Source organism: Vibrio sp. 10N.222.47.A9 (assembly GCF_963872585.1).
GTDB lineage: Bacteria > Pseudomonadota > Gammaproteobacteria > Enterobacterales > Vibrionaceae > Vibrio > Vibrio splendidus.
Window position 1 is genome coordinate 73,679 of record NZ_CAWNBB010000037.1, and the last position, 14,271, is coordinate 87,949.

At 45.1% G+C, this 14,271-nt stretch carries 28 protein-coding genes; all 28 read right to left on the reverse strand.

Annotated elements, in window-relative coordinates; translation table 11 throughout:
* Window positions 1–146: 146 nt before the first annotated feature.
* Window positions 147–527, reverse strand: a complete 381-nt coding sequence (rplQ, locus tag AACT19_RS11365) for a 50S ribosomal protein L17 (RefSeq protein WP_004729812.1) — start codon at window positions 525–527, stop codon at window positions 147–149.
* 24 nt (window positions 528–551) lie between these two features.
* A complete protein-coding gene (locus AACT19_RS11370; RefSeq protein WP_004729813.1) occupies window positions 552–1,544 on the reverse strand; it encodes a DNA-directed RNA polymerase subunit alpha in 993 nt (330 codons plus the stop codon).
* 22 nt (window positions 1,545–1,566) lie between these two features.
* Entirely contained in the window at window positions 1,567–2,187 is a 621-nt protein-coding gene (gene rpsD / locus AACT19_RS11375) for a 30S ribosomal protein S4 (RefSeq protein ID WP_004729814.1), read from the reverse strand.
* Between the two features lie 31 nt (window positions 2,188–2,218).
* The gene (gene rpsK / locus AACT19_RS11380) at window positions 2,219–2,608 is read right to left on the reverse strand and encodes a 30S ribosomal protein S11 (protein ID WP_004738778.1); all 390 of its coding nucleotides are present in this window, start codon (window positions 2,606–2,608) and stop codon (window positions 2,219–2,221) included.
* A 19-nt stretch (window positions 2,609–2,627) separates the two neighbouring features.
* Window positions 2,628–2,984 (reverse strand): 30S ribosomal protein S13, encoded by a 357-nt coding sequence (rpsM, locus tag AACT19_RS11385; protein ID WP_004738779.1) that lies wholly within the window; start codon window positions 2,982–2,984, stop codon window positions 2,628–2,630.
* 149 nt (window positions 2,985–3,133) lie between these two features.
* Window positions 3,134–3,247, reverse strand: a complete 114-nt coding sequence (rpmJ, locus tag AACT19_RS11390) for a 50S ribosomal protein L36 (RefSeq protein ID WP_000868186.1) — start codon at window positions 3,245–3,247, stop codon at window positions 3,134–3,136.
* A gap of 41 nt (window positions 3,248–3,288) precedes the next feature.
* Window positions 3,289–4,623 carry a preprotein translocase subunit SecY gene (secY, locus tag AACT19_RS11395; RefSeq protein WP_004736759.1) on the reverse strand — a complete coding sequence of 445 codons (1,335 nt, stop codon included), beginning with the start codon at window positions 4,621–4,623 and terminating at the stop codon, window positions 3,289–3,291.
* Between the two features lie 20 nt (window positions 4,624–4,643).
* Window positions 4,644–5,078 carry a 50S ribosomal protein L15 gene (rplO, locus tag AACT19_RS11400; protein WP_004736758.1) on the reverse strand — a complete coding sequence of 145 codons (435 nt, stop codon included), beginning with the start codon at window positions 5,076–5,078 and terminating at the stop codon, window positions 4,644–4,646.
* A gap of 5 nt (window positions 5,079–5,083) precedes the next feature.
* Window positions 5,084–5,260, reverse strand: a complete 177-nt coding sequence (gene rpmD, locus AACT19_RS11405; RefSeq protein WP_004736756.1) for a 50S ribosomal protein L30 — start codon at window positions 5,258–5,260, stop codon at window positions 5,084–5,086.
* 7 nt (window positions 5,261–5,267) lie between these two features.
* Window positions 5,268–5,768: a 30S ribosomal protein S5 gene (rpsE, locus tag AACT19_RS11410; RefSeq protein ID WP_004736754.1), complete on the reverse strand. Its 501-nt coding sequence runs from the start codon at window positions 5,766–5,768 to the stop codon at window positions 5,268–5,270.
* Between the two features lie 14 nt (window positions 5,769–5,782).
* On the reverse strand, window positions 5,783–6,136 hold the full coding sequence (gene rplR / locus AACT19_RS11415; protein ID WP_004736752.1) for a 50S ribosomal protein L18: 354 nt from the start codon (window positions 6,134–6,136) through the stop codon (window positions 5,783–5,785).
* A gap of 9 nt (window positions 6,137–6,145) precedes the next feature.
* On the reverse strand, window positions 6,146–6,679 hold the full coding sequence (gene rplF / locus AACT19_RS11420; RefSeq protein ID WP_004736750.1) for a 50S ribosomal protein L6: 534 nt from the start codon (window positions 6,677–6,679) through the stop codon (window positions 6,146–6,148).
* 10 nt (window positions 6,680–6,689) lie between these two features.
* Window positions 6,690–7,082 (reverse strand): 30S ribosomal protein S8, encoded by a 393-nt coding sequence (rpsH, locus tag AACT19_RS11425; protein WP_004736749.1) that lies wholly within the window; start codon window positions 7,080–7,082, stop codon window positions 6,690–6,692.
* A gap of 29 nt (window positions 7,083–7,111) precedes the next feature.
* Window positions 7,112–7,417, reverse strand: coding sequence for a 30S ribosomal protein S14 (gene rpsN, locus AACT19_RS11430; protein WP_004736747.1), 306 nt, complete (start codon window positions 7,415–7,417; stop codon window positions 7,112–7,114).
* A 16-nt stretch (window positions 7,418–7,433) separates the two neighbouring features.
* Complete coding sequence (gene rplE / locus AACT19_RS11435) at window positions 7,434–7,973, reverse strand: 50S ribosomal protein L5 (protein ID WP_004736744.1); 540 nt, start codon at window positions 7,971–7,973, stop codon at window positions 7,434–7,436.
* 24 nt (window positions 7,974–7,997) lie between these two features.
* The gene (gene rplX / locus AACT19_RS11440; RefSeq protein ID WP_004736742.1) at window positions 7,998–8,315 is read right to left on the reverse strand and encodes a 50S ribosomal protein L24; all 318 of its coding nucleotides are present in this window, start codon (window positions 8,313–8,315) and stop codon (window positions 7,998–8,000) included.
* 11 nt (window positions 8,316–8,326) lie between these two features.
* Window positions 8,327–8,698, reverse strand: coding sequence for a 50S ribosomal protein L14 (gene rplN, locus AACT19_RS11445; protein ID WP_004736740.1), 372 nt, complete (start codon window positions 8,696–8,698; stop codon window positions 8,327–8,329).
* A gap of 162 nt (window positions 8,699–8,860) precedes the next feature.
* A complete protein-coding gene (gene rpsQ / locus AACT19_RS11450; RefSeq protein ID WP_004736739.1) occupies window positions 8,861–9,115 on the reverse strand; it encodes a 30S ribosomal protein S17 in 255 nt (84 codons plus the stop codon).
* The gene (gene rpmC, locus AACT19_RS11455; RefSeq protein WP_004736737.1) at window positions 9,115–9,306 is read right to left on the reverse strand and encodes a 50S ribosomal protein L29; all 192 of its coding nucleotides are present in this window, start codon (window positions 9,304–9,306) and stop codon (window positions 9,115–9,117) included. The genes rpsQ and rpmC overlap by 1 nt, the downstream gene beginning before the upstream one ends.
* Window positions 9,306–9,716 carry a 50S ribosomal protein L16 gene (gene rplP, locus AACT19_RS11460; protein WP_004736736.1) on the reverse strand — a complete coding sequence of 137 codons (411 nt, stop codon included), beginning with the start codon at window positions 9,714–9,716 and terminating at the stop codon, window positions 9,306–9,308. Before rplP ends, rpmC begins: the two co-directional genes overlap by 1 nt.
* 11 nt (window positions 9,717–9,727) lie before the next feature.
* Window positions 9,728–10,426: a 30S ribosomal protein S3 gene (rpsC, locus tag AACT19_RS11465; RefSeq protein ID WP_004736734.1), complete on the reverse strand. Its 699-nt coding sequence runs from the start codon at window positions 10,424–10,426 to the stop codon at window positions 9,728–9,730.
* Between the two features lie 18 nt (window positions 10,427–10,444).
* Window positions 10,445–10,777, reverse strand: a complete 333-nt coding sequence (rplV, locus tag AACT19_RS11470) for a 50S ribosomal protein L22 (protein ID WP_004736732.1) — start codon at window positions 10,775–10,777, stop codon at window positions 10,445–10,447.
* A 10-nt stretch (window positions 10,778–10,787) separates the two neighbouring features.
* Entirely contained in the window at window positions 10,788–11,066 is a 279-nt protein-coding gene (gene rpsS, locus AACT19_RS11475; protein ID WP_004736729.1) for a 30S ribosomal protein S19, read from the reverse strand.
* A gap of 19 nt (window positions 11,067–11,085) precedes the next feature.
* Window positions 11,086–11,910, reverse strand: coding sequence for a 50S ribosomal protein L2 (gene rplB / locus AACT19_RS11480; protein WP_017076297.1), 825 nt, complete (start codon window positions 11,908–11,910; stop codon window positions 11,086–11,088).
* A gap of 14 nt (window positions 11,911–11,924) precedes the next feature.
* Window positions 11,925–12,227, reverse strand: coding sequence for a 50S ribosomal protein L23 (rplW, locus tag AACT19_RS11485; protein ID WP_004736765.1), 303 nt, complete (start codon window positions 12,225–12,227; stop codon window positions 11,925–11,927).
* A complete protein-coding gene (rplD, locus tag AACT19_RS11490) occupies window positions 12,224–12,826 on the reverse strand; it encodes a 50S ribosomal protein L4 (RefSeq protein WP_004736764.1) in 603 nt (200 codons plus the stop codon). The genes rplW and rplD overlap by 4 nt, the downstream gene beginning before the upstream one ends.
* Window positions 12,827–12,842: 16 nt before the next feature.
* Window positions 12,843–13,472 (reverse strand): 50S ribosomal protein L3, encoded by a 630-nt coding sequence (rplC, locus tag AACT19_RS11495; protein WP_004736763.1) that lies wholly within the window; start codon window positions 13,470–13,472, stop codon window positions 12,843–12,845.
* A gap of 14 nt (window positions 13,473–13,486) precedes the next feature.
* Entirely contained in the window at window positions 13,487–13,798 is a 312-nt protein-coding gene (gene rpsJ, locus AACT19_RS11500) for a 30S ribosomal protein S10 (RefSeq protein ID WP_004736761.1), read from the reverse strand.
* Window positions 13,799–14,271 lie beyond the last annotated feature (473 nt).

Genomic DNA, 14,271 nt, shown 5'->3' on the forward strand with positions numbered 1-14,271 from the left:
GAGATACGAGATACGAGATATTTTTAAAAAATAGAGCAGAGCAGGCAAGTAAAAATGCCAAACATCGTGGTGCAATTTTTCGATTCGATAGAAACAAAAAAAGCCGAGCTAATGCTCGGCTTTTTGTATTAAGAATCTAGTATAGATTACTCAGCAGCTTCTTCAGCAGCTGGGCGGTCTACAAGCTCAATGTAAGCCATTGGAGCTTTATCACCAGTACGGAAACCACATTTAAGAATGCGAGTGTAACCACCTTGGCGAGCCGCGAAACGCGGGCCTAGTTCATTAAATAGTTTTGCCACAACTTCGTTATCACGAGTGCGAGCAAATGCAAGACGACGGTTAGCAACACTGTCTGTCTTAGCTAGGGTAATCAATGGCTCAATTACGCGACGTAGTTCTTTTGCTTTAGGCACGGTAGTTTTAATAACTTCGTGACGAACAAGAGAGCTAGCCATGTTGCTGAACATCGCTTTGCGATGACTGCTGTTGCGGTTGAGTTGACGACCACTTTTACGATGGCGCATGACCTAATCCTTCTAACTTTTCGATTAATCTTCAGCGATTGACGCTGGTGGCCAGTTTTCTAGGCGCATGCCTAGAGAAAGACCACGTGAAGCAAGCACATCTTTAATCTCTGTAAGAGATTTCTTACCAAGGTTTGGCGTTTTAAGTAGCTCAACCTCAGTGCGCTGTACAAGATCACCGATGTAGTGAATCGCTTCTGCTTTCAAACAGTTAGCAGAGCGAACTGTTAGTTCAAGATCGTCTACAGGACGTAGTAGGATAGGATCGAATTCTGGCTTCTCTTCCTTCTCCTCAGGTACACGTACATCACGAAGATCTACGAACGCATCCAGTTGTTCAGCTAAAATAGTAGCTGCACGACGGATTGCTTCCTCAGGTTCTAGAGTACCGTTCGTTTCCATATCGATAACAAGCTTGTCTAAATCAGTACGTTGTTCTACACGTGCCGCTTCTACAGCATAGGCGATTTTATCAACCGGGCTGTAAGTAGCGTCAACTAATAGACGACCGATAGGACGCTCATCTTCTTCAGTATGGATACGAGCTGAAGCTGGAACGTAACCACGACCACGTTCTACTTTGATACGCATAGCGATCTCAGCATTGTCATCCGTTAGGTGACAAATTACGTGCTCAGGGTTAGCGATCTCTACATCACCATCGTGGGTGATGTCACCTGCAACAACAGGGCCTGAGCCTGATTTGTTCAGTGTAATAAACACTTCATCTTTGCCTTCAGCAACGCGTACAGCTAAACCTTTAAGGTTTAGAAGGATTTCCAGGATATCTTCCTGAACGCCTTCTTTAGTGCTGTATTCGTGTAGCACACCTTCAATTTCAACTTCTGTTACGGCACAACCCGGCATAGAAGATAGAAGAATGCGGCGAAGAGCATTACCTAGAGTGTGGCCGAAACCGCGCTCTAATGGCTCAAGAGTTACTTTCGCGTGTGTCGTATTGATCTGTTCAATGTCAACAAGACGCGGCTTAAGAAATTCTGTTACAGAACCCTGCATTGTGTCCTCTCTTTTTTTAACCTTACTTAGAGTAAAGTTCGACGATCAAGTGTTCATTGATGTCAGCTGATAGGTCAGAACGCTCAGGCATACGCTTGAATGTACCTTCCATTTTGCTAGCATCTACTTCAATCCAAGTTGGCTTTTCACGTTGTTCAGCAACTTCTAGAGCCGCTTTAATACGAGATTGCTGTTTAGCTTTCTCGCGGATAGAAACAACGTCGTTAGCCGCTACTTTGAAAGAAGGAACGTTTACAACTTTACCGTTAACTAGAACAGACTTGTGGCTAACTAGTTGACGAGATTCAGCACGAGTAGCGCCAAAGCCCATACGGTAAACTACGTTATCAAGACGACCTTCAAGAAGCTGAAGCAGGTTTGCACCTGTGTTGCCTTTAAGACGTGCAGCTTCTTTGTAGTAGTTGCGGAATTGTTTTTCTAGAACGCCGTAGATACGACGAACTTTTTGCTTCTCACGAAGCTGAACGCCATACTCAGATAGACGACCGCGACGAGCGCCGTGTACACCTGGTGCGTTATCAATTTTACACTTGGTATCGATCGCACGGACACCAGACTTAAGGAATAAGTCAGTACCTTCGCGACGGCTAAGCTTCAGCTTAGGACCCAAATATCTTGCCATGATCTTTCTCCAATATTCCTAGAAACGAAACTTAAACGCGACGTTTCTTAGGTGGACGACAACCGTTATGAGGGATTGGTGTCGCATCAACAATGTTAGTGATACGGAAACCAGCAGCGTTCAGTGCACGAACAGTAGATTCGCGACCTGGACCTGGACCCTTAACCATAACTTCCAAGTTCTTTAGGCCATATTCTTTAGCCATTTCACCACAACGCTCAGCTGCAACTTGTGCTGCGAACGGAGTAGATTTACGAGAACCACGGAAACCTGAACCACCTGCTGTAGCCCATGCAAGAGCGTTGCCTTGGCGGTCAGTGATAGTTACGATTGTGTTGTTGAAAGAAGCATGAATGTGCGCTACGCCATCAGCTACTTGCTTGCGTACGCGCTTACGCGCGCGAGTTGGTTGTTTTGCCATTGTACTCTACCTTATCCGACTATTTCTTGATCGGCTTGCGCGGACCCTTACGGGTGCGAGCGTTGGTTTTAGTACGCTGTCCACGTAGTGGTAGACTGCGACGATGACGAAGACCGCGGTAACAGCCAAGGTCCATAAGACGCTTGATGTTCATCGATACTTCACGACGTAGATCACCTTCTACAGTGTATTTAGCTACACCATCACGCAGTTGATCGATCTGCTCTTCAGTTAGTTCACTGATCTTAGCATCTTCAGCAATACCCACTTCAGCTAGAATAGCTTGAGAGCGAGTTTTACCAATACCGTAGATTGCAGTAAGTGCAATTACAGAATGCTTATGATCAGGAATGTTAATGCCGGCTATACGGGCCATTATTCACTCCTAAGGGGGTTCATAAAAGAATTATCCGCAGCAAAGCCCGTTATGGATACGCTGCGGCATACTACTTCTTTTGCACGCAAAAGGTAGGCCGAGGAATATACTCGACTCTACCTAGTATTTCAAGTAAAAATTTCTGCTGATTAGCCTTGGCGTTGCTTATGCTTTGGCTCACTGCAAATCACGCGAACGACACCGTTACGCTTGATAACTTTACAGTTACGGCAGATTTTTTTAACGGAAGCACGAACTTTCATTGCTAAACTCCGTAAATGGAATCGAAATAATTACTACCGAATTAACGGCCGTAACCTTTCAGATTCGCTTTCTTTAACACAGAATCATACTGTTGTGACATCAGATGAGTCTGTACCTGTGCCATGAAATCCATGATAACAACCACTACGATTAGTAGGGAAGTGCCGCCAAAGTAGAAACGAACGTTCCACGCGACCATCATGAACTCAGGAATCAGACATATAAAAGTAATGTATAGAGCGCCCGCAAGGGTTAGTCTAGTCATCACTTTATCGATATATTTCGCTGTCTGCTCACCTGGGCGGATACCGGGTACGAATGCACCAGACTTCTTCAAGTTATCAGCTGTTTCACGTGGGTTAAACACCAACGCTGTATAGAAGAAACAGAAGAAGATTATAGCTGCTGCATAAAGCATTACATACAACGGTTGACCTGGGCTAAGAGCTAATGACACGTCAGTTAACCAACCGAACGCGCTGCTTTCACCATTTTGACCAAACCACTGCGCTAATGTTCCTGGGAACAAAATAATACTTGATGCAAAAATCGCTGGTATAACACCTGCCATATTAATCTTAAGTGGCAAATGAGAACTTTGTGCTGCAAACACTTTACGACCTTGTTGACGCTTCGCATAGTTAACGACGATACGACGTTGACCACGCTCCATGAAAACCACGAAGTAAATTACAGCAAAAGACAATACCGCGATAAACAACAGAAGAAGCACATGCAATTCACCTTGACGCGCTTGCTCGATTGTTTGACCGATTGCAGAAGGCAATCCAGCAACAATACCTGCAAAAATCAGAATGGAAATACCATTACCGATTCCTCGCTCAGTGATTTGTTCACCTAACCACATCAAAAACATGGTACCAGTTACTAAACTCACGGTAGCAATAAGCGTAAACATGGTTTGGTTGATAACAACCAGATTGTCGACCATGTTTGGTAAGCCTGTTGCGATACCAATAGCTTGGAATGTTGCAAGTACAAGCGTGCCGTAGCGTGTATATTGGCTTATCTTACGACGGCCTGCTTCACCCTCTTTCTTGAGTTCCGCTAACGCTGGATGAACTACAGTTAGCAATTGGACTACGATCGATGCCGAAATGTACGGCATGATACCCAATGCTAATATAGATGCACGCTCAAGAGCACCACCGGAGAACATGTTAAACATTTCTACGATGGTACCTTTTTGCTGATCGAACAAATCGGCAAGTACAGCTGCGTCAATACCAGGGATCGGCACAAAAGAGCCGGCTCGGAATACTAAAAGTGCACCAATTACGAATAATAAGCGCGACTTTAGTTCACTTAAGCCGCTTTGAGCACTACGAAAATCTTTTCCTGGTTTCTTAGCCATCTGTACCTCGTTCCTCGAGATTATTCCTCGATTTTACCGCCTGCAGCTTCGATTGCAGCTTTAGCGCCTTTAGTCACGCGTAGACCTTTAACAGTCACAGCTTTGCTTAGGTCACCAGAAAGAACGATCTTAACAAACTCGATGTTCTTAGTGATAACGTTAGCAGCTTTAAGGCTGTTAAGATCAACTACGTCACCTGTTACTTTCGCTAGCTCAGCTAGACGAACTTCAGCAGACACTAGGCTCTTACGAGAAGTGAAACCGAATTTAGGTAGACGTTGTTTTAGAGGCATTTGACCGCCTTCAAAACCTGGACGAACAGAGCCGCCAGAACGTGACTTTTGACCTTTGTGACCGCGGCCACCTGTTTTACCAAGGCCAGAACCGATACCACGACCTACACGCTTCTTAGAAGGTTTAGAGCCAGCAGCCGGTGATAGAGTATTCAAACGCATTCTGATTACTCCTCAATCTTAACCATGTAGTAAACCTTGTTGATCATACCGCGTACGCACGGTGTATCTTCAAGTTCTACTGTATGGTTGATGCGACGAAGACCTAGACCTTTAAGGCACGCTTTGTGCTTAGGTAGGCGACCAATTGAGCTTTTAGTTTGAGTTACTTTAATAGTTGCCATCGTGTTCTTACTCCGAAATAGATTCAACAGTTAGACCACGTTTAGCAGCAACCATTTCTGGTGACTTAACGTCTACTAGAGCACCAATCGTTGCGCGAACAACGTTGATTGGGTTCGTTGAACCGTATGCTTTAGAAAGTACGTTATGTACGCCTGCAACTTCAAGTACGGCACGCATTGCACCACCGGCAATAACACCTGTACCTTCAGCAGCTGGCTGCATGTAAACTTTAGAGCCCGAATGACGACCTTTCACCGGGTGGTGAAGAGTGCCTTCGTTAAGCGCAACAGTAACCATGTTACGACGCGCTTTTTCCATTGCTTTTTGAATCGCAGCAGGTACTTCACGAGCTTTGCCGTAACCGAAACCTACGCGACCATTACCGTCACCAACTACTGTTAGTGCAGTAAAGCTCATGATTCGACCACCTTTAACCGTCTTAGATACACGGTTAACAGCGATCAGCTTTTCTTGCAAATCATTAGCTTGTTGTTGTTCTTTAGCCATCTTCCAACCCTACCTTAGAATTTCAGACCAGCTTCGCGAGCAGAATCTGCTAGCGCCGCTACTCGACCGTGGTATTGGAAACCAGAACGATCAAATGCAACTGTAGCTACGCCTTTTTCAAGAGCGCGCTCAGCAACAGCTTTACCAACTGCTTTAGCTGCATCAACGTTACTAGTGTTCTTAACTTGCTCACGGATCGCTTTTTCTACAGTAGAAGCAGCTGCGATAACCTCAGAGCCGTTTGCCGAGATAACTTGAGCGTAAACATGGCGAGGAGTACGGTGTACTACCAAGCGAGTTGCGCCAAGTTCTGCAATCTTACGACGTGCACGTGTAGCACGACGGATGCGAGATGCTTTCTTATCCATAGTGATACCTTACTTCTTCTTAGCTTCTTTAGTACGCACATTTTCATCTGCGTAACGAACACCTTTACCTTTATAAGGTTCAGGAGCACGGTAAGAACGAATGTCAGCCGCAACTTGACCTACTACTTGCTTATCGCAACCAGTAATAATGATCTCAGTTTGGCTAGGGCACTCAGCTTTAATACCTTCAGGTAGAGCGTGCTCTACTGGGTGAGAAAAGCCTAGTGTTAGACCTACAGAGTTGCCTTTGATAGCAGCACGGTAACCAACACCTTTAAGAGTTAACTTCTTAACGAAGCCCTGAGTAACACCCACAACCATGTTATTAACTAGAGCGCGAGCTGTACCAGCCTGTGCCCATGCGTTAGTAACACCTTCTTTCGGACCGAAAGTTAGGTTGTTTTCTTCCTGTGCAATAACTACGGCGCTGTTAAGAACGCGAGTAAGCTCACCTTTGCTACCTTTTACAGTAACTTCTTGGCCGTTTAGTTTCACCTCTACGCCAGCTGGAATAGCGACAGGTGCTTTAGCAACACGAGACATAATCTACTCCTTAAGCTACGTAACAGATGATTTCACCGCCAAGACCTGCTTTGCGAGCAGCACGGTCAGACATCAGACCCTTGGAAGTAGAAACAACTGCAATACCAAGACCACCCATCACTGTAGGTAAAGAGTCTTTATTTTTATAAACTCTTAAACCAGGACGTGATACGCGCTTGATTTGCTCGATTACAGGTTTAGCTTGGAAGTACTTAAGAGTAACTTCTAGCTCAGGTTTTACTTCGCTGTCAACAGCGAAGTCTACGATGTAACCTTCAGCTTTAAGTAATGCAGCAATTGCAACTTTAAGCTTTGAAGAAGGCATTTTTACAGCAACTTTATTTGCTGCCTGACCGTTACGAACTCGGGTCAGCATATCCGAAATCGGATCTTGCATGCTCATAAGATTTACTCCAAATGATTAAGTGGCAATTACCAGCTAGCCTTACGAAGACCCGGAATCTCGCCTTTCATGCAAGCTTCACGAACCTTAATGCGGCTTAGACCGAATTTACGTAGGTAACCGTGTGGACGACCAGTTTGGTTGCAACGGTTGCGCTGACGTGATGCACTTGAATCACGTGGAAGAGATTGCAGTTTAAGAACCGCATTCCAACGATCTTCTTCAGATGCGTTTACATCGCTAATGATAACTTTTAGCGCAGAACGCTTTTCAGCGAACTTAACTACTAGTTTTGCACGTTTAGCTTCACGTGCTTTCATTGATTGTTTAGCCATAACAGTAACCCTACCCTTACTTACGGAATGGGAAGTTAAAGGCAGCCAGCAGAGCTCGGCCTTCCTCATCGGATCCCGCAGATGTCGTGATAGTAATATCAAGACCGCGGACGCGATCGACTTTATCGTAGTCGATTTCCGGAAAGATGATTTGCTCGCGAACGCCCATGCTGTAGTTACCGCGTCCGTCAAAAGACTTAGCGCTAACACCACGGAAATCACGTACACGTGGAAGTGCGATAGAGATTAAACGCTCTAAAAATTCCCACATGCGCTCACCACGCAAGGTTACTTTACAACCAATTGGGTAGCCTTCACGAATTTTGAAACCAGCTACAGATTTACGCGCTTTCGTGATAAGTGGCTTTTGACCAGAGATCGTTGCCATATCAGATGCTGCGTTTTCTAGCAGTTTCTTATCGTTGATTGCTTCACCAACGCCCATGTTTAGGGTGATTTTCTCAATCCTAGGGACTTGCATGACGCTTGTGTAGCTGAACTCTTTGGTAAGCTCAGCGACTACAGACGACTTGTAGTAATCATGCAGTTTCGCCATAGTAGAACTCCAAATTACTTCTAATTAGTTAGAAACAGTTTCGCCGTTAGATTTGAAGAAACGAACTTTCTTGCCATCTTCGATACGGAAACCGATACGGTCTGCTTTACCAGTAGCCGCGTTAAAGACTGCAACGTTAGAAGCATCAATAGCTGCTTCTTGTTCAACGATGCCACCTTGTTGACCTAGAGCCGGAACCGGCTTTTGGTGTTTTTTAACAAGATTGATGCCTTCAACAACAACTTTACCAGTTGTCAGAACCTTAGTTACTTTACCTTTCTTGCCTTTATCTTTACCAGCAAGAATGATTACTTCGTCATTACGACGGATTTTAGCTGCCATGTTGCCGCTCCTTACAGAACTTCAGGTGCAAGTGATACAATCTTCATGAATTTCGCGTTACGAAGTTCACGAGTCACAGGACCAAAGATACGTGTGCCGACTGGTTGCTCAGTAGTGTCATTTAACAATACACAAGCATTACTGTCGAAGCGAATGACAGAACCGTCTGGGCGACGAACGCCTTTACGGGTGCGCACTACTACCGCCTTCAGAACATCACCTTTCTTTACTTTACCGCGAGGAATCGCTTCCTTCACTGTAACCTTGATGACGTCACCGATATGTGCATAACGGCGGTGAGAGCCACCCAGAACCTTAATACACATTACCTTGCGCGCGCCAGAGTTATCTGCTGCGTCAAGTGTACTTTGCATCTGGATCATTGTTAGTGCTCCGCTAAATATTAAAACTAGACCCTCTCGGGTCGGGCTGCCTCTTTAAAAGGGACGCGAATTGTACCACCCTTTTTTTAAATTGGGTAGACAAAAAACAAGCGGCTCCAAAAAATAATTTGGAGCCGCTTATAAGTTATAGAATTACAAAGATTAAATCTTCGCTTTTTCTAGAACTTTAACCAATGTCCAAGACTTAGTCTTAGACAGAGGACGACACTCAGCGATTTCAACTTTGTCGCCTAGGCCACAAGTGTTGTCTTCGTCGTGTGCGTGTACTTTAGTCGTGCGTTTGATGAACTTACCGTAAATTGGGTGTTTTACAGTACGCTCAATAGCAACAACGATAGACTTGTCCATCTTGTCACTTACTACACGGCCTTGCTGGATGCGGTTAGTTTCGCTCATTATGCGCCTGCCTTTTCAGTCAAAACAGTTTTCACACGTGCGATGTCACGGCGTACAGCTTTTAGAGTATGAGTTTGCTGAAGTTGACCAGTTGCAGCTTGCATGCGCAAGTTGAACTGTTCACGTAGCAAATTCAATAGCTCAGCGTTAAGCTCTTCAACGTTCTTTTCGCGTAGATCTTGTGCTTTCATCACATCACCTGCTTAGTTACAAAAGTAGTTTTAACAGGCAGTTTACGCGCCGCTAGGCGGAACGCTTCACGTGCCAACTCTTCAGGTACGCCATTCATCTCGTACATAACTTTGCCTGGTTGGATTTGAGCAACCCAGTACGCAACTGAACCTTTACCTTTACCTTGACGAACTTCAAGAGGCTTTTCAGTAATTGGTTTGTCTGGGAAAACACGGATCCAGATTTGACCTTGACGCTTAATGTGACGTGTCATAGCACGACGTGCCGCTTCGATTTGACGTGCAGTCAGACGACCACGGCCAACAGCTTTAAGACCGAATTCGCCGAAGCTTACTTCAGTACCTTTAGCTAGACCACGGTTACGACCAGTCATAACCTTGCGGAACTTAGTACGTTTTGGTTGTAGCATCGTTCGACTCCTTACTTACGGCCTTTACGCTGCTTCTTAGGCTTATCGCCTTTTGGCTCTACTGCGTTAGCAGCTGGCATACCGCCTAGAATCTCACCTTTGAAGATCCAAACTTTAATGCCGATCACACCGTATTGAGTGTGAGCCGAAGAAGTTGCGTAATCAATGTCTGCACGTAGAGTGTGTAGAGGCACACGGCCTTCACGGTACCACTCTGAACGTGCGATTTCAGCACCGCCAAGACGGCCGCCTACTTGTACTTTGATGCCTTTAGCGCCTAGACGCATAGCATTTTGTACCGCACGCTTCATTGCACGACGGAACATAACACGACGCTCTAGTTGAGACGCGATGCTATCAGCTACAAGCTGACCATCTAGCTCAGGCTTACGTACTTCAGCGATGTTAATTTGCGCTGGTACACCTGCGATTTTAGCTACAGCTGCGCGTAGCTTCTCTACGTCTTCACCTTTCTTACCGATAACAACGCCAGGACGAGCTGTGTGAATAGTCACACGGATGCTCTTCGCTGGACGCTCGATAACGATACGAGATAATGATGCTTTTTGTAGTTCCTTGGTAAGGAACTGACGTACCTTGAAGTCGCCGTCTAGGTTGTCAGCGAATTCGTTGGTATTAGCAAACCATGTAGCATTCCAAGGCTTGACGATGCCAAGACGAATACCATTAGGATGTACTTTCTGACCCATTGCTTACTCTCCTAGTCTTTAGCGATCTGCTACAACAATAGTGATGTGGCTTGAACGCTTCAAGATACGATCCGCACGGCCTTTAGCACGAGGCATAATACGCTTCATGATAGGGCCCTCATCTACGAAGATTTTAGCGACATTTAGATCGTCGATATCTGCACCTTCGTTATGTTCCGCGTTAGCGATAGCTGACTCAAGAACTTTCTTAACTAAAACAGCAGCTTTTTTGTTGCTGAAAGTTAGAATTTCTAGAGCCTGGTCTACCGACTTACCGCGAATTTGGTCTGCAACTAAGCGAGCTTTCTGTGGAGAAATACGAGCAAAGTTATGTTTAGCTAAAGCTTCCATCATCTACTCCTTATTTCTTCTTAGCTTTCTTATCTGCAGCATGACCGCGATAAGTACGAGTTGGTGCAAATTCGCCTAGTTTGTGACCGATCATTTCTTCGGTAACGAAAACAGGGACGTGCTGACGACCATTATGGACAGCGATGGTCAAACCAATCATTGTTGGGATGATCATTGAGCGACGGGACCAAGTCTTAATAGGCTTTTTGTCTCCGCTTTCCACCGCTTTCTCTACCTTCTTCAGCAAGTGTAGGTCAATAAAAGGACCTTTCTTGAGAGAACGTGGCATGGCGATTCCTCTTTATAAATTATTTAGTGCGACGACGTACGATGTACTTGTCAGTGCGCTTATTCTTACGAGTCTTGAAGCCCTTAGTAGGAACGCCCCAAGGAGATACTGGGTGACGACCACCAGATGTGCGGCCTTCACCACCACCATGTGGGTGATCCACCGGGTTCATTACTACACCACGTACGGTTGGACGTACGCCGCGCCAGCGTGAAGCACCAGCTTTACCAAGTTCACGTAGCATATGCTCAGAGTTACCAACTTCACCGATCGTTGCACGACCTTCAGAAAGTACTTTGCGCATTTCACCAGAACGTAGACGGATAGTTACGTATGCACCATCGCGAGCGATGATTTGAGCATAAGCACCAGCCGAACGAGCTAGTTGTGCACCTTTACCAGGCTTAAGTTCAACACAGTGTACAGTAGAACCTACTGGGATGTTGCGCATCGGCAGAGTGTTACCTGCTTTGATTGCAGCATCTACGCCAGATTGAATCTGGTCGCCTGCGTTAACACCTTTAGGTGCAATGATGTAACGACGCTCACCGTCTGCGTACAGAACTAGAGCGATGTTAGCACTACGGTTTGGATCGTATTCTAGACGCTCAACTTTCGCTGGGATGCCATCTTTAGTACGTTTGAAGTCAATCAGACGGTAATGGTGTTTATGACCACCACCGATGTGACGTACTGTAATACGACCGTTGTTGTTACGACCACCGTTCTTAGAGTTTTTCTCTAAAAGTGGTGCGTATGGCTTACCCTTGTGCAGGTCAGCGTTAACAACTTTAACGACGTGACGACGACCAGGGGAAGTCGGCTTACATTTAACAATAGCCATTTTTACTACTCCTGTTATTCCGCGCCGCCAACGAAGTCAAGATCTTGACCTTCTTTCAAAGTAACGTAGGCTTTCTTAACGTCTGAACGACGGCCTTCACGCATACCTTGACGTTTGGTCTTACCCTTTAATACAAGAGTATTTACAGACTTAACTTCAACTTCAAATAGCTTTTCTACAGCTGCTTTGATCTCTTTCTTAGTTGCATCTTTAGCTACTTTGAAAACGATAGTGTTCGCTTTCTCAGCTGCCATAGTTGCTTTTTCAGAGATGTGCGGAGCACGTAGAACTTTTAAGATACGCTCTTCAGTGATCATGCTAGCATCTCCTCAACTTGCTTAACTGCGTCAGCAGTCATCAGAACCTTGTCGAAAGCGATTAGTGATACTGGATCAACACCAGCAACATCACGTGCATCTACTTTGTATAGGTTACGAGCAGCTAAGAATAGATTTTCATCTACTTCGCCAGTCACAATCAGAACGTCGTTTAGCTCAAGCTCTTTAAGCTTAGCTACAAGTTCTTTTGTTTTTGGTGCTTCTACAGAGAAGTTATCAACAACGATTAGACGCTCTTGACGAATCAACTCAGACAGAATGCTCTTCATAGCACCGCGGTACATTTTTTTGTTTACTTTTTGGCTGTGATCTTGTGGTTTCGCAGCAAAAGTAACACCACCTGTACGCCAGATTGGGCTACGAATTGTACCAGCACGTGCACGGCCAGTACCTTTTTGGCGCCATGGCTTAGCACCGCCGCCTGATACTTCAGAACGAGTCTTTTGAGCACGAGTACCTTGACGAGCACCTGCTGCATATGCAACAACTACTTGGTGTACTAGAGCTTCGTTAAAGTCACGTCCGAAAGTAGTCTCGGAAACAGTTAGTGCATCAGCACCTTTAACCATCAATTCCATTACTTACTCCTAGACGTTATGCTTTAACAGCAGGTTTTACGATCACGTTACCGCCTGTTGAGCCTGGTACTGCACCTTTAATAAGGAGTAGATTGCGCTCAGCGTCAACACGTACGATCTCTAGGTTTTGAGTCGTTACACGCTCAGCTCCCATGTGACCTGCCATTTTCTTGCCTTTAAACACGCGGCCTGGAGTTTGACATTGGCCAATTGAACCCGGTGCGCGGTGAGACAAAGAGTTACCGTGAGTCATATCTTGAGTAGAGAAATTCCAACGCTTGATAGCGCCTTGGAAGCCTTTACCTTTAGATGTACCAGTAACGTCTACTTTTTTAATTTCGTTGAAAAGTTCTACGTTTAGCTCAGCGCCAACTTCAAACTCTTCGCCGTTTTCTAAACGGAATTCCCAAAGACCGCGACCTGCTTCTACACCCGCTTTCGCGAAGTGACCAGCTTCAGGTTTAGTTACACGGTTAGCTTTCTTAGCACCAGTAGTTACTTGGATTGCTGCGTAGCCGTCTGTCTCAAGAGTTTTAACTTGAGAAATACGGTTCGCTTCAACCTCAACAACAGTTACTGGGATAGAAACGCCTTCTTCAGTAAATACGCGGGTCATACCCACTTTACGTCCGACTAGACCAATCATTATTCTTATCTCCCTTAACCTAGGCTGATTTGAACATCAACGCCAGCTGCAAGATCAAGACGCATTAGAGCATCAACAGTTTTATCTGTTGGCTCAACGATGTCGATCAAACGCTTGTGAGTACGAATTTCGTACTGGTCACGTGCATCTTTGTTGACGTGTGGAGAGGTAAGAACAGTGAAACGCTCTTTACGAGTAGGAAGTGGAATAGGACCACGAACCTGTGCGCCAGTACGTTTTGCTGTTTCAACGATTTCCGCAGTTGAAGCATCGATTAACTTGTAATCAAACGCTTTAAGGCGGATACGAATACGTTGGTTCTGCATGAGACAGAGCTCCAATTATTAAAAATTACACAAACAATATCGCCACTCAAGCTCGAAATAACGAGAGAATGCCGATTGATTTATGTGAAACCGTAGCATCCAAAATCAGGACGCATTGTCAGTTAACTTTTGAAGTAAACACGAAGTTTACTATTTTTATTAACCGCGAACATAAGCTGAGTATACATTACTAGGTAAGACCTACTCCTCAGTGCTCATTGGTTCACAAACCGGCGTTAGCCAGTGCGATGCATTATACAGATCACGTTTTAGTATGCAAGTAGTGTTGGGAAAATAATCGGAATATATTAAAAAGGAACTTGGGGAGGTATGGAGTATTGCGCGGTAAAGGAATGTTTCTCTATAAATAACAAAAGGGAAGCCGAAGCTTCCCTTTTCAGATGCGTGCTCTTCTAATGAAGAGTGAGCAAAAATCTAAATGCTATTAAGCGAAGATTTTAGCTACAACACCA

Excerpts from the sequence above, each read along its gene's own strand:
- rplF (WP_004736750.1), bottom strand. The coding sequence starts at position 6,679 with ATGTCTCGTGTTGCTAAAGCACCTGTCGCTATTCCAGCTGGCGTAGAG.
- rplX (WP_004736742.1), bottom strand. The coding sequence starts at position 8,315 with ATGGCAGCTAAAATCCGTCGTAATGACGAAGTAATCATTCTTGCTGGT.
- rplW (WP_004736765.1), bottom strand. The coding sequence starts at position 12,227 with ATGATCACTGAAGAGCGTATCTTAAAAGTTCTACGTGCTCCGCACATC.
- rpsQ (WP_004736739.1), bottom strand. The coding sequence starts at position 9,115 with ATGAGCGAAACTAACCGCATCCAGCAAGGCCGTGTAGTAAGTGACAAG.
- rplB (WP_017076297.1), bottom strand. The coding sequence starts at position 11,910 with ATGGCTATTGTTAAATGTAAGCCGACTTCCCCTGGTCGTCGTCACGTC.
- rplQ (WP_004729812.1), bottom strand. The coding sequence starts at position 527 with ATGCGCCATCGTAAAAGTGGTCGTCAACTCAACCGCAACAGCAGTCAT.
- rpmJ (WP_000868186.1), bottom strand. The coding sequence starts at position 3,247 with ATGAAAGTTCGTGCTTCCGTTAAAAAAATCTGCCGTAACTGTAAAGTT.
- rpsM (WP_004738779.1), bottom strand. The coding sequence starts at position 2,984 with ATGGCCCGTATAGCCGGCATTAACATTCCTGATCATAAGCATTCTGTA.
- rpsH (WP_004736749.1), bottom strand. The coding sequence starts at position 7,082 with ATGAGCATGCAAGATCCGATTTCGGATATGCTGACCCGAGTTCGTAAC.
- AACT19_RS11370 (WP_004729813.1), bottom strand. The coding sequence starts at position 1,544 with ATGCAGGGTTCTGTAACAGAATTTCTTAAGCCGCGTCTTGTTGACATT.
- rpsK (WP_004738778.1), bottom strand. The coding sequence starts at position 2,608 with ATGGCAAAACAACCAACTCGCGCGCGTAAGCGCGTACGCAAGCAAGTA.
- secY (WP_004736759.1), bottom strand. The coding sequence starts at position 4,623 with ATGGCTAAGAAACCAGGAAAAGATTTTCGTAGTGCTCAAAGCGGCTTA.
- rplO (WP_004736758.1), bottom strand. The coding sequence starts at position 5,078 with ATGCGTTTGAATACTCTATCACCGGCTGCTGGCTCTAAACCTTCTAAG.
- rplN (WP_004736740.1), bottom strand. The coding sequence starts at position 8,698 with ATGATCCAGATGCAAAGTACACTTGACGCAGCAGATAACTCTGGCGCG.
- rpsS (WP_004736729.1), bottom strand. The coding sequence starts at position 11,066 with ATGCCACGTTCTCTCAAGAAAGGTCCTTTTATTGACCTACACTTGCTG.
- rpmD (WP_004736756.1), bottom strand. The coding sequence starts at position 5,260 with ATGGCAACTATTAAAGTAACTCAAACTAAAAGCTCAATTGGTCGCCTA.
- rpsJ (WP_004736761.1), bottom strand. The coding sequence starts at position 13,798 with ATGCAGAACCAACGTATTCGTATCCGCCTTAAAGCGTTTGATTACAAG.
- rplE (WP_004736744.1), bottom strand. The coding sequence starts at position 7,973 with ATGGCGAAACTGCATGATTACTACAAGTCGTCTGTAGTCGCTGAGCTT.
- rplC (WP_004736763.1), bottom strand. The coding sequence starts at position 13,472 with ATGATTGGTCTAGTCGGACGTAAAGTGGGTATGACCCGCGTATTTACT.
- rpsD (WP_004729814.1), bottom strand. The coding sequence starts at position 2,187 with ATGGCAAGATATTTGGGTCCTAAGCTGAAGCTTAGCCGTCGCGAAGGT.
- rplV (WP_004736732.1), bottom strand. The coding sequence starts at position 10,777 with ATGGAAGCTTTAGCTAAACATAACTTTGCTCGTATTTCTCCACAGAAA.
- rplR (WP_004736752.1), bottom strand. The coding sequence starts at position 6,136 with ATGGATAAGAAAGCATCTCGCATCCGTCGTGCTACACGTGCACGTCGT.
- rpmC (WP_004736737.1), bottom strand. The coding sequence starts at position 9,306 with ATGAAAGCACAAGATCTACGCGAAAAGAACGTTGAAGAGCTTAACGCT.
- rplD (WP_004736764.1), bottom strand. The coding sequence starts at position 12,826 with ATGGAATTGATGGTTAAAGGTGCTGATGCACTAACTGTTTCCGAGACT.
- rpsE (WP_004736754.1), bottom strand. The coding sequence starts at position 5,768 with ATGGCTAAAGAACAACAACAAGCTAATGATTTGCAAGAAAAGCTGATC.
- rplP (WP_004736736.1), bottom strand. The coding sequence starts at position 9,716 with ATGCTACAACCAAAACGTACTAAGTTCCGCAAGGTTATGACTGGTCGT.
- rpsC (WP_004736734.1), bottom strand. The coding sequence starts at position 10,426 with ATGGGTCAGAAAGTACATCCTAATGGTATTCGTCTTGGCATCGTCAAG.
- rpsN (WP_004736747.1), bottom strand. The coding sequence starts at position 7,417 with ATGGCTAAACAATCAATGAAAGCACGTGAAGCTAAACGTGCAAAACTA.